Genomic DNA, 12083 nt, shown 5'->3' on the forward strand with positions numbered 1-12083 from the left:
GGGAAAGGGAAAGGGGCAAGGGGAAAAGGGGAAAGATTAAATTTATTCCTTTTCCCTTTAACCTTTAACCTTTTCCCCTGCTCACCCTTACCAATCACCACTGCCCAAAATTAACTAATACTCAAAATCCATGTACCCATGTAACGCAGTAGGGGCACGTCGCCAGGGGAGAGAACTTGGCAGTTAAAATAATACATCCCTCCAAAGGAGGGGTTTTTAACATTAGAGAAAACTAACTCAACTCCACTACCTGCTGGTACAGGTTCTTCAGGAAAAATACTAATAAGCTTACCTTCTTTGTCCCACTTCACCTCAGACAGCTTAACTGATTTACCTTTGACTCTTACCTCAATTTTTTTTGGGTCAAAGATTCCTTCGTAATAATTAGGGTAGGTAATGGCAAATTGAGCAACTGCCAGTTTCATTCTTTGGCCTGGAATTCTCAATCTATAGCGATCCCAACCATTGGTTTGTCCACCAAAATCTAACCGGAAGGGCAATTGATTTTCGCCTTTAACACCGCTAAAGAGCGTAAATCCAGGTAAGCTTTGTGCTGAAGTCATGACTGGAAGTCCAGCCAGCAAAAAGCTAGTTACGGCTAAAGCAGAAAATAAACGTCGCATAGTTAGGCTCCCTCCACCAAAATATCAACTCTCTTATCTAAATAACTGTATGTTAGTATTCTTTACTAAACTTTACTACGGACTTCCTAACAATAGACGTTGATTAGCAAAAAAAGTGCCATTTTTGGTGACTTTTGGCTAAAAGTAATTTTGCTGAGTCAGATAATTAACTTGAAATCAATTCACTTCATTATCCTTACATAGTCTTGGTTTAATTGCTAGATTGGTCAAATTTGGAACTAAATGAAAACACAGTTGAGATGAGATTGTGTTTCTGAATATGTATAAGTGTATCTAAATTTAAGATTTTTGTTATAAAAATTGAGCCGTATGATTAGCGATCGCCAGTTAAATTGAGATAAATTGATTAAAATAAGCTTGATTGGAACTTGGAATTATTAAAATTTGATTTGAATAGTTATCAAGCTGGAAAAATTTGGTCAATATTACTCTATAAGAATGGATATAGACAATTTCTCAATCCCGAAAATAAGCTGAAGATAAAGATGCAAAATTTGGGAATTAACATAGCATGTGCAATACGTAACCCTTATTTGCAAATATCTGAAAATGTAACATCTGCAAGTCACAAAGTCAGGCTTTGTGCGGAGAACGAAAGAGTGGAGAGGAAAAATTCAAGGTTCAATCTACTAGTAAAAGTCATGACTGATGTTCCTGCCTCAGTATTAAAAGTGCGAAATATCTCTCATCTGAGCGATCGCCTACTTGGCAGAGATTAAGTATTTATCTTCAGGAGATTTCATGAGAATAGCAGTTGCTAAAGAAATTGAAGTTTGCGAACGTCGTGTGGCATTAATTCCTGACGTTGTTGCCCGATTAGTAAAGCAAGGTTTAGAAGTTTGGGTGGAATCGGGAGCAGGAGAGCGATCCTTTTTTAGCGATCCTGCTTATGAAGCAGCAGGAGCCACAATTATTAGTGATTCTGTCAAATTATGGAGCGAAGCAGACATTCTGCTGAAAGTTAGCCCACCCCAAGAACGAGAAGATGGACGTTCAGAAGTTGATTTATTAAAGGAAGGAGCTGTATTAATTAGCTTCCTAAATCCTTTAGGAAATCCGGTGGTGGCACAGCAATTAGCAAATCGCAAAGTCACGTCCTTGAGTATGGAATTGATTCCCCGTACCACCAGGGCGCAAAGTATGGATGCTTTGTCCTCGCAAGCTTCATTGGCAGGTTACAAGGCAGTATTGATTGCCGCAGCTGCATTACCAAAATATTTCCCGATGCTGACAACAGCCGCAGGCACAATCGCTCCAGCGAAAGTATTTATTATGGGTGCTGGGGTGGCTGGATTGCAAGCGATCGCCACCGCCAGACGCTTGGGAGCAGTGGTAGAAGCCTTTGATATTCGTCCGGCTGTGAAAGAAGAAGTGCAAAGCTTAGGGGCAAAATTCGTCGAAGTAAAACTCGAAGAAGAAACAACCGCAGCTGGTGGCTATGCTAAAGAAATTTCTGAAGCTAGCAAACAACGAACCCAAGAAGTTGTCACCGAACACGTGAAAAATGCTGATGTGGTGATTACCACCGCCCAAGTACCAGGTAAAAAAGCCCCACGACTGGTGACAGAAGAAATGGTGGCACAAATGAAACCCGGTTCAGTGATTGTAGATTTAGCCGCCGAACAAGGTGGTAACTGCGCCTGCACCGAACCCGGCAAAGATATTGTCTGGAATGGCGTCACAATTATCGGCCCCATCAATTTACCATCCTCGATGCCAGTCCACGCCAGCCAATTGTATTCCAAGAATTTGACATCGTTAATCCAATTATTGATTAACAAAGAAAAAGCTTTGCAAGTTGACTTTGGCGACGACATCGTTGATGCAGCTTGTGTTACCCACGCAGGTGAAATTCGCAATCAACGAGTGCGTGAGGCGCTACAGGCTTTGAATACTCAAGAACCGGCGGTTAGTTAGGGAATAGGGAATGGGGAGTAGGAATTTTAGATTTTAGATTTTGGATTTTAGATTGAAATTTAATCCAAAATCGTCAATCCAAAATCCAAAATTGAATTGCCCCATTCCCATTTACAAAAGGAGTTTTATTTCATGACAGAGGCATTACTCGCTGCTTTGTTTGTGTTTGTTTTGGCGTCTTTTATTGGCTTTGAAGTCATCAACAAAGTACCTCCGACGTTACACACCCCTTTAATGTCAGGCTCAAACGCAATTTCTGGCATTGCGGTACTGGGGGCAATTGTGGCCTCTGGTGCTAGAGAAACAAGTGTGTCAGTGATTCTCGGTTTAATTGCTGTGGTATTGGCAACTGTGAACGTTGTTGGTGGTTTCCTTGTCACAGACAGAATGCTCCAAATGTTCAAGAAAAAGGAGATTAAGGCGTGAGCGACTTTTTACCAACTGGCATTCAGCTGACATATTTAGTCGCTGCATCCTTATTCATTTTTGGTTTGAAAAAGCTGGGTTCGCCAGCCACAGCACGGAATGGTAACGTCATTGCAGCGGTGGGGATGTTGCTGGCAATTGTAGCCACAATGCTAGATCAACATGTGTTGAACTATGAAATGATTTTGTTAGGCTTGGCAATTGGATCTGGAATTGGTGCGATCGCTGCCTACAAAGTCCAAATGACGGAAATGCCCCAAATGGTGGGTTTGCTTAACGGTTTGGGCGGTGCGGCTTCAGCATTGGTGGCTGTTGCTGAATTCTGGCGCTTATTAGATTCTGGCGCACCCGTACCCCTAGATGTGAACATTTCCATGCTGTTGGATGTGTTAATCGGTGGCGTTACCTTCACAGGTAGTTTTCTCGCCTTTGCCAAATTGCAAGGTTTAATCAGTGGTTCCCCGATTACATTTCCCTTACAGCAACAATTTAACCTGGTGCTGCTAGCTGCTTACGTAACCGGCAGTATCTATTTAATCATGACACCGGATAGCCTACCCATCTTCTTGGGAGTAGTTGCTGTTTCCTTGGTATTGGGTGTGATGTTCGTCATCCCCATTGGTGGTGGCGATATGCCGGTGGTAATTTCGCTGTTGAACTCCTTGTCAGGTATAGCCGCCGCCGCCGCTGGGTTCGTGGTGATGAACAACATGTTGATCATCGCTGGCGCATTGGTGGGAGCATCTGGTATTATCTTGACCGAAATTATGTGTAAAGCAATGAACCGCTCCCTCTTCAGCGTGCTGTTCAGCGCTTTTGGTTCAGCTGGTACTGCTGGTGGTGGTGCTGGTGGTGCTGCAATAGATCAAACTGTCCGCAGTATCGATCCTGAAGAAGGGGCGATGATGTTGGGATATGCCCGTTCTGTGGTAATTGTACCTGGTTATGGGATGGCAGTTGCCCAAGCACAACATAGCGTCCGGGAATTGTCAGATCAATTAGAACGGATGGGCGTAGATGTCAAGTATGCTATTCACCCCGTAGCTGGAAGAATGCCAGGGCACATGAATGTGTTATTGGCTGAGGCGAATGTGCCTTATACGCAGTTGTACGACATGGATGATATTAATCCCCAATTTGAACAAGCTGATGTGGCTTTAGTAATTGGGGCAAATGACGTAGTAAATCCAGCGGCACGGAGTGATACAAATAGCCCGATTTATGGTATGCCGATTCTGGAAGTAGATCGGGCGAAGCAGACAATTGTGATTAAGCGCGGGATGAGTACGGGTTTTGCCGGTGTAGATAATGAGTTGTTCTACAAAGATAAAACTACGATGCTTTTTGGTAGCGCCAAAGATATGGTATCGAAGTTGGTTTCCGAAGTGAAGCAACTGTAAACGAAGTCCAAAGGGCACAATGTAAAGAAAGAATTTAGAGAGTTGGCTAGCCTTAGAAGTATCACACTTCCAAGGCTAGTTTTTTGTTGGGGAGCTACTCCACACAAAGGTACAAAGATGAGAAAATTTATTTCCGAAAATTGTGGATAAATTTTTATTCCTTTACTTGACATTCTGCGTATACTCAATTATTTTTGACTAGCCAAATTTCATTTCATAAATAAAATTGCAGATTTATGATATCTCAAGATTTTTTTGATGATAAAATTCTCGAAAAAATAGTTAATAGATTTTATGGATATGGTAATTATCAAGGAAATTATTGGTTTATTGGTATGGAAGAAGCAGGAGGAGATTTTCAAGAGATTAATAATAGAATAAATATATGGTCAGATAGAGGAGAACAGGAAATAGAAGATATTGCAGAATTCCATAAAGCTATCGGATATGGAGCAAGTTTTGAAGCAAATGCCAGATTGGATGTGCCAGTTTGGAATAAAGTTATTCGTATTTTATTAAGTGCTAAAGGACAAGAAAATATTGATATAGAAGATGTTCGGAACTATCAAATAAGCGAATTGGGTAGAAGAAATCAAGAGACTTGTTTGTTAGAACTATTGCCTTTACCGTCACCATCTCTTAAGCATTGGATATATAGTGAGCGTTCCCGGTTGTCTTATTTATGCAATAGGGAGACTTATGAAGAGCATTTTCTTGAAACTCGAATTAATCATATCAGCGAGAGAATAAAAGAATGTCATCAACTTAAAGCAGTTATTTACTACGGAATAGGATATGAATATTCTTGGAGAGAAATAACTAAAAAAATAGGGGATATTGATTTTTTATGGAGGTCAGAAGGTTTCTTCATTGGTAAAAATGCTCAAACTGTATTTGTGATAGCTAAACATCCAGCCACTAAAGGTTTAACAAATGAATATTTTCATAAAATTGGTATATCAATCGCTGAGAAATTAGCAGAGTAAAAATAATTATCGTTTTCTCTCTACGTCTCCTTGTTTGGTGCGTGAGATAAAAAGCGATCGCCTGCAAAATCTCTAAAGTGCGATCGCTAAGATATTGGGTGAGAAATATTTAAGACAACAGCTAATGCTTGAGAAACAAGTTGCATTTCTGAGTCCGAGAGTTGACCTAATTTTCTAACTAATCTTATTTCTGAAACTGAACGTATTTGAAAAGTATCGACACCAGAAACTTTGGCTAAACTGTTTTCTATGCTTGGTTCCAACCGCACCATCCAAGGTCTGATTGCATATCTTTCTTTCCAATCCGTAATTGGGACAATAACCTTCAAAGGTAAAATTCCAATAGCATCATCATTTACTATGATACAAGGACGTTTTTTGCTAATTTCCGTCCCGACAGTTGGATCTAAGTTAACTAGCCAGACTTCACCTCTGTACATAAGTCTCTGAATTCTAGAAGTCTTCATCTGGATAATCGGAAAAGTCTTCTCCCTCTAAGTCTGAGAATATATTTAATTCACCATCAGGCGCATAATCTTCAATAGCTGTCATTGCCGCTAGCGTTAATTGGTGTTTTTGATCATCTTTGGTAAGAGAGTGTTTTTCTTGAAGAACCAATTGCAGGGCTGATTCAGCTATCTTTAAGCGATCGCTTATGCTCAAACTTGGAAGTGCTTGGAGAATTTCTTTGATTTGCATATAAGTTTATAGAGCCAGTTTATTATTCATCCTAATCAAAATATGAAGTTTAGAGTGTACGTTAGCTTAGCTTACCACAAGTATTGCTTCTTCTCTCTTTCCTCTGGGTTCTCTGCGCCTCTGCGTGAGACAAAAAAGCGTAGGCAAAGCCCGCCGCAGGCATCGCTCACTTCACATTCTAAATTTCCTGCCACTCTCTAGCATCAATAAACATAGACAGATGCTTTTTATTACTTGTGGCGATAATAACCTCATGTCCATAATTAGCAACTAAAATAGATTGAGATGCCAAAATTACATCACCATCTAAAGCTTTATTATCTGCTGTAGATTTACCTTGATTTCTGACTTGCGCCCATAACTCTGCTGCTTTCAACATTACTTCTGTTGTAATCGGAAGATAGATAATTTCTGACTTAAGCTGATTAAGTTTTCTAATTCCTGATAATTTATTTGCCCTTAACAATTCCCGCCTAATTTCATAATCTATAATTTCTGGTAAAATTACTTCATATTCTCTTTCAAAGAGCGTATAAAACCATTCTTGACATTGCACAGCTAGAGGCGTTGCTTTTGGATTAGTAATTAATCCTACAGGTGCAGAATCTAGGATAATAACCTTACTCATCCTATTTTAAATAGAAATACCTTTCATAGATTCAATAATTTCTAAACTTTGTTGCTGTTCCTGCTGTTCCTCTAACTCATTCCATGAGTCAAATAACTTTTTAATACTCTTTTTTCTTTCTTTTTTTTTCAAAACATCGCTATGATTAATTTCATTCATAGCATTTTCCCAATTATTTAATGATGTCTGCTTCATTGTCACACTTTGACGAAATAGACGTACAATTTGTAGTAATTCTGGTAAATATTCCTCTGGAGTTTGTTCAATTTCTAATAATAAATCAGTGCGCGGTGTACTTAATGATTTTGGTGTAATAGATTGATTATTATTCATAATTAGTTTCTATATTAATTCATCAAGGCTATTATACTACTAATTTCCTTTTATATTTGAGTAGGTGCATTAAAAGCACTCTAAGATTGAACCAGACACTATCATCTTTCTTGACAGTGATGATATGACAATAATAAAAGCAAGGCACTTGTGACCTTGCTTTTGTTTTAGCTGACGTTATTACATTAATCCTGCAAAAGATTAGCGAGATTTATTGCCACTTGAACTTTGGGCAGATTTCGCTTCTTGAAGTAACTGCGGCATATGTTGTTCAATCTTTTGGGCTGTCTGTTCTTCTTGCTGCAAATTTTGTTGTAGCAGTTTGACAACTTCGTTTTGCCCAATTTCCTGGGCAACTTTAATCAAGCCGCGATAACAAGCAATTTCCAATTGTTCTACCTTAGCCTGCGCTCCTGCTACTCCTAGTTCCAGAATTTTAGGACTATCAGCAGTCAGTAGTGTTAATTTTTGGGCATCGCTAATCAAACCAGCAGCAGCATCACAAGTTACGCGCTGTGGTTGCTGTCCCAAGTTGCTGAATGCTTGTTCTATATTTCTAATTTGCTGCTCGGTTTCCCGAATATGAGTTTCCAGCAAGGACTTTAATTGATTGTGTTGACTACACTGCCACATTAGCTGCTGAGCTTCTAAAAAGCGATGTTCAGCATCGTAGATTCCACCAAGTTCGTAGACGAACTTATCACGCAAATTTGCAATTTTTTTAGTGCCTGGACGTTCGCTAAGTTGAACCATTGTGATTCTCCCAGAGGTTAATGGTGTATTTCACAGTCACACCCCTAACCTACGTCCCTGACAAAGTCTTCTCTTCATACCTCAGACACAGCTAAGTGTTAAATCTGACTGCTAAATTCCATACACAATCTCACAGGAATTAACATTTATTTATGTTTGACTCATAATTGAGTCATTTTGTAAAGTCGCCAAACTCCTACTTAATGACAGCGACAGCGTGATGAAGGGATCGGGTAAATTAAGATAAGTAAAGAAAATGTTTTGAAGAACATGACAGCTTTAAGCTTAGAAGAAATTTCTACTCAGTTAGAAAGTCCGGATTTGCGCGATCGCATGGTAGCCCTTGCGAATCTGCGTCACGTTTCCCCTGAGGATGCAGTGCCTTTGATTAAAAAAGTACTAGATGACGAATCTTTGCAACTGCGATCGATGGCTATATTTGCCCTTGGAGTTAAGTGTACCCCAGAATGTTATCCAATTTTGGTGAAGATTCTCGAAAATGACCCAGATTACGGCATTCGTGCTGATGCTGCTGGTGCTTTAGGGTATTTGGGCGATGTCAGAGCTTTTGAGGTACTCGCACGGGCGTTTTATGAAGATACTGATTGGTTAGTGCGCTTTAGTGCAGCCGTATCTCTCGGTAACCTAAAAGACCCTCGTGCCCGTCAAATTCTCCTGCAAGCTCTCGATAGCAAAGAAAAGGTCTTGCAAGAAGCTGCGATCTCTGCCCTGGGAGAAATTCGAGACATTGAGTCTGTCGATAGTATCTTGCGATTTGCCCAATCTGATGATTGGTTAGTTAGGCAACGTCTAGCAGAAGCTTTGGGCAATCTTCCCACTCCCAAGAGCGTCTCAGCCTTGAAATACCTAGAAAAGGACAATCATTACAACGTTGCTGAGGCAGCAAGAATTAGCCTCAAGAAACTTGAAGAAACAGGTAATCAAGCTTAATATTCAAGCCTGCTACTACCTTTTAATAATAATTAAGTGGGAATTTTTGCATTTTGATGCAGGGTAATTTCATTCATGAATATTGAAGAATTTTTTCAGTTAAGTGCTGGTAAATGGTTTTCTCATCGTACTATTCATCATTTAGCTTTGAATCAATCCGAACATGGCAAGTCAGACACCATTATTGAGACACTACCAGCAGACCATCCAGAAGTCAGCAAATTGTGTCAACAATACCAAATTAATCCTAGTTTGGCCTCCTGCGGTCTCAAAGTCACCTGGAACGGCACAATGGAACGGGAGCAAGTAAAACACAGTGGTTCAACCGTCTTAGTTTCAGTACCCGATACAGATAACCCCAGTCAGGGTAAGTTACTCAGGCAAATAGTTGATACCCAAAAACCTCCAGTTCCCGGACGCTATCAGCTAGATAGCGATGGTGCTTTAACTCTAACAACAGAAGATGAAACCATGAAATCTGAGGAACGTCTGTGGTTTGCTAGCCCCAATTTACGAATGCGGGTGAATGTCTTAAAGCGTTCTGGCGGGTTTAGTATTACTTCTTTTACTTCTGAGATTCGCCTGGGAGGCTTTCCACCTGCGGCGAAAGCTTCCGAGACGGCTACCTCAGTATCGAGTTAGTTTTAATGCAAAATCCTCCCCCTTCTTCTGGGGGATGAAATTTTTAAATTTGCAAAAAATTGGCCATAGCCTGCGGTAGTGGCAAAACAATAATAATCAACAAAGCCATTGATAATAATCCCCAAACGTCACGTTTATTATCCAATTCCGTGACATCATTCAAGGCAGGTTCATCAACTAATGGCATAAATAATAAAATAATTGCCCACAACAAAAATTCTTCTCGGACTAAAGAAAGTAGTAGTAACAAAATGCGGGCAATTTGACCTATGACAATTGCAGTTCTTTGTCCAAACATTGCATGGACAATGTGACCTCCATCTAATTGTCCCACGGGCATTAAATTTAAAGCGGTGACAACTAATCCCAGAAAACCTGCCACTGCTACTGGATGCAAGTCAAGAGCCGATTTTGCTGTTAATTGACTTCCCAAAGCTAACTTGGAGAGGAGTGCTAATAAAATAGAATACTTGGGATTGAGAGCATCAGGATTCAAAAGTCGGGTTTTTTCAGTCAGAGTAACCACATCAGAATGAGCCAATCCCCAAATTAGTATGGGCAATGTAACGACAAAACCCGCTAAGGGCCCAGCAATACTAATATCAAATAAAGCTTTGCGGTTAGGAATGGGACTACGCATTTGAATGAACGCACCAAAGGTTCCCAAGAAGAAAGGCACGGGAATAAAATAAGGCAACGTGGAGCGAATATTATAGAATCTTGCTGTTAAATAATGTCCAAGTTCGTGAGTGCCTAAAATTGCCATTAATCCTAAAGCGTAGGGCAAACCTTTGAGGAGAACATCAGCGCTAAATACAGTTTTCAGCAAAGATCCTATTTCCGATGTTCGTGGGATAGCAACACCAGCAATTTCCACTCCCACTAAAGTAGTAGTGACTAAAGTAGCCAGCAGTAAAAAAAGTGCTAAACCTGGTCTAGTTAACTGTTGTTGGTCGCCTTGTGGTGTATTTGCTTGTTTTGCAGCTTGAGTATTGGGAACTAGTACAAAGAAAGGTTTACCATTGAAACCTTCTTGAAAGATGAGCAAAAAGCGATCGCCAAATTGTGCTTCAATATTAGCCTTAATCTGTTGATAAGCATTGCTAGCTTTAGTTCGCAACTGACCGCGACAAATTACCGCTTGCGGCCGATACTCAATGTTTTGCACATAGTATACAGACCAGGGAAAACAATTTCGCAGTTGAGTTTCTTCTGTTGGTTCAATTGGACGGACTATTGTTTCTGGGGTAGGCTGTGTAATTGGTTGTGATTGTGAGGCTTGGGCTTGGGTTTCATCGGTTTGTATATCTGGTGGTACTCGACGCCCCCATTGAAATAATATCCAGTAAAACATTATGCAGATAAATAAAGACCACATGAACAACTCTAGTGGCAGAGGTTGTTTCGCTCCGTACATCAGCATCCATCCAATCAACAGCAATGCTGGTGTCATTAAAACCAACCACAACAACCATACTGGCGTCCGGGTGATCTGAGCGACGCTATGCTGCACCATTAGATAAGTAGCTAGCCCCAGCAGGAGGAGAAACAAAAACCAAAATTCCATATTGTTTTCAGTAATTTTGACAAAACGCCCCACCAGTAGCTTTAGCAGCATAGCCTTAACTACAAGGTAGACATTAAACCCCAATTTTTAACCAACGGTTAACAGTGCTAGTTAACGCTTAAGTTTCAATCCTTGAGAATTTTTACACTGTAACCAGATTATCTACAACTCCTCAGTTTCGGTTCTTTACATTATGTCCCCTTCACCTCAACAGCCGAGTCGCACAACCAACCCACCACGGGTTGTGTTCCCGAACGAAATTCCTAGCAAAGATTCTCCAAGAATGGACTTCGCCCAAGAGAGCATTTTTGCTTTCCCACCCAATCGGGACACATTAGGGGGAACTTCTTATCTTATTGTAAGAAATGAAAGCAATATCCTCATAGACTGCCCCAGCCTAGAGCAAACAAATCAAGATTTTATTGCAGCACATGGGGGCGTGGATTGGTTATTTCTCACCCATCGAGGCGCTATTGGCAAGACCGCTGAATTTCAGCAGATTTTTGGTTGCAAAATCCTGATTCAAGAACAAGAAGCTTATTTGTTACCAGGCTTAACCGTAACTACTTTTAGCCAAGAATTTACTCTCGATGGAGAAATACAACTGATTTGGACACCAGGTCATTCTCCCGGTTCATCTTGCCTATACTACAGTCAACTTGGAGGTATTTTGTTTTCTGGTCGCCATTTAGTCCCGAATCAGCAAGGTCAACCAGTACCATTACGGACAGCCAAAACCTTTCACTGGCCGCGACAAATTAATAGTCTGCGATTGTTATTAGAACGTTTTGCACCAGAAACTCTTCACTACATTTGCCCTGGGGCGAATATAGGTTTTTTGAGAGGAAACTTTACCATAGATGGAGCTTACCAACATCTGGCCTCTCTTGATTTACAAGCTTTGCTGCGATTACAGCCCCTACTGTAATAGACTATCTCTTTCCCTACTCCCGACTGCCTACTGACTTGTAAGTAGGGAACTCTTAACAGGGAACTCTTAACAGAGAACACATAATAACTACTTACATGCATGGTGATGAAAAATGTTTTCATCGGTACTGTCTTCGGTAAACCGTTAACAGTCAACAGCCAACATTCTCAATTGAAATTTTCTCATATTTGTTAACCAGGATACTG

The 12083-nt window shown here is 40.5% G+C and carries 14 protein-coding genes; 7 read left to right on the forward strand and 7 right to left on the reverse strand.

Annotation, left to right across the window (positions count from 1 at the left end):
* Nucleotides 1–110: 110 nt before the first annotated feature.
* Nucleotides 111–623, reverse strand: a complete 513-nt coding sequence (locus tag GNE10_RS00005) for a DUF2808 domain-containing protein (RefSeq protein ID WP_099066440.1) — start codon at nucleotides 621–623, stop codon at nucleotides 111–113.
* A gap of 762 nt (nucleotides 624–1385) precedes the next feature.
* Between GNE10_RS00005 and GNE10_RS00010 the strand changes: the two genes are divergently transcribed.
* The 4 genes from GNE10_RS00010 to GNE10_RS00025 all read left to right on the forward strand — a co-directional run bounded on the left by GNE10_RS00010 (nucleotide 1386) and on the right by GNE10_RS00025 (nucleotide 5373).
* Nucleotides 1386–2561 (forward strand): Re/Si-specific NAD(P)(+) transhydrogenase subunit alpha, encoded by a 1176-nt coding sequence (locus GNE10_RS00010; protein ID WP_185563095.1) that lies wholly within the window; start codon nucleotides 1386–1388, stop codon nucleotides 2559–2561.
* Nucleotides 2562–2693: 132 nt separating this feature from the next.
* A complete protein-coding gene (locus tag GNE10_RS00015; protein ID WP_096643021.1) occupies nucleotides 2694–2987 on the forward strand; it encodes an NAD(P) transhydrogenase subunit alpha in 294 nt (97 codons plus the stop codon).
* Nucleotides 2984–4387: an NAD(P)(+) transhydrogenase (Re/Si-specific) subunit beta gene (locus GNE10_RS00020; RefSeq protein WP_185563096.1), complete on the forward strand. Its 1404-nt coding sequence runs from the start codon at nucleotides 2984–2986 to the stop codon at nucleotides 4385–4387. The genes GNE10_RS00015 and GNE10_RS00020 overlap by 4 nt, the downstream gene beginning before the upstream one ends.
* A 236-nt stretch (nucleotides 4388–4623) precedes the next feature.
* A complete protein-coding gene (locus GNE10_RS00025; protein WP_185563097.1) occupies nucleotides 4624–5373 on the forward strand; it encodes a hypothetical protein in 750 nt (249 codons plus the stop codon).
* Between the two features lie 86 nt (nucleotides 5374–5459).
* Here GNE10_RS00025 and GNE10_RS00030 read toward each other — a convergent pair whose 3' ends face one another.
* The 5 genes from GNE10_RS00030 to GNE10_RS00050 all read right to left on the reverse strand — a co-directional run bounded on the left by GNE10_RS00030 (nucleotide 5460) and on the right by GNE10_RS00050 (nucleotide 7786).
* The gene (locus GNE10_RS00030) at nucleotides 5460–5813 is read right to left on the reverse strand and encodes a type II toxin-antitoxin system PemK/MazF family toxin (RefSeq protein ID WP_185563098.1); all 354 of its coding nucleotides are present in this window, start codon (nucleotides 5811–5813) and stop codon (nucleotides 5460–5462) included.
* Between the two features lie 13 nt (nucleotides 5814–5826).
* Complete coding sequence (locus tag GNE10_RS00035; RefSeq protein ID WP_099066434.1) at nucleotides 5827–6072, reverse strand: hypothetical protein; 246 nt, start codon at nucleotides 6070–6072, stop codon at nucleotides 5827–5829.
* A 178-nt stretch (nucleotides 6073–6250) separates the two neighbouring features.
* Nucleotides 6251–6700: a type II toxin-antitoxin system VapC family toxin gene (locus GNE10_RS00040; protein ID WP_185563099.1), complete on the reverse strand. Its 450-nt coding sequence runs from the start codon at nucleotides 6698–6700 to the stop codon at nucleotides 6251–6253.
* A 6-nt stretch (nucleotides 6701–6706) separates the two neighbouring features.
* Nucleotides 6707–7033 (reverse strand): hypothetical protein, encoded by a 327-nt coding sequence (locus GNE10_RS00045; protein WP_199341925.1) that lies wholly within the window; start codon nucleotides 7031–7033, stop codon nucleotides 6707–6709.
* A gap of 201 nt (nucleotides 7034–7234) precedes the next feature.
* Entirely contained in the window at nucleotides 7235–7786 is a 552-nt protein-coding gene (locus tag GNE10_RS00050) for a ferritin-like domain-containing protein (RefSeq protein WP_185563100.1), read from the reverse strand.
* Between the two features lie 270 nt (nucleotides 7787–8056).
* On the opposite strand from GNE10_RS00050, the gene GNE10_RS00055 reads away from it, so the two are divergent.
* Complete coding sequence (locus GNE10_RS00055; RefSeq protein WP_185563101.1) at nucleotides 8057–8737, forward strand: HEAT repeat domain-containing protein; 681 nt, start codon at nucleotides 8057–8059, stop codon at nucleotides 8735–8737.
* Nucleotides 8738–8812: 75 nt separating this feature from the next.
* Nucleotides 8813–9379: a phycobiliprotein lyase gene (locus GNE10_RS00060; protein ID WP_185563102.1), complete on the forward strand. Its 567-nt coding sequence runs from the start codon at nucleotides 8813–8815 to the stop codon at nucleotides 9377–9379.
* 43 nt (nucleotides 9380–9422) lie between these two features.
* Here GNE10_RS00060 and GNE10_RS00065 read toward each other — a convergent pair whose 3' ends face one another.
* Nucleotides 9423–10946 carry a site-2 protease family protein gene (locus GNE10_RS00065; protein ID WP_185563199.1) on the reverse strand — a complete coding sequence of 508 codons (1524 nt, stop codon included), beginning with the start codon at nucleotides 10944–10946 and terminating at the stop codon, nucleotides 9423–9425.
* A gap of 193 nt (nucleotides 10947–11139) precedes the next feature.
* On the opposite strand from GNE10_RS00065, the gene GNE10_RS00070 reads away from it, so the two are divergent.
* Nucleotides 11140–11874, forward strand: a complete 735-nt coding sequence (locus GNE10_RS00070; protein ID WP_185563103.1) for an MBL fold metallo-hydrolase — start codon at nucleotides 11140–11142, stop codon at nucleotides 11872–11874.
* Nucleotides 11875–12083 lie beyond the last annotated feature (209 nt).

The organism is Nostoc sp. 2RC (assembly GCF_014222165.1).
GTDB lineage: Bacteria > Cyanobacteriota > Cyanobacteriia > Cyanobacteriales > Nostocaceae > Nostoc > Nostoc linckia.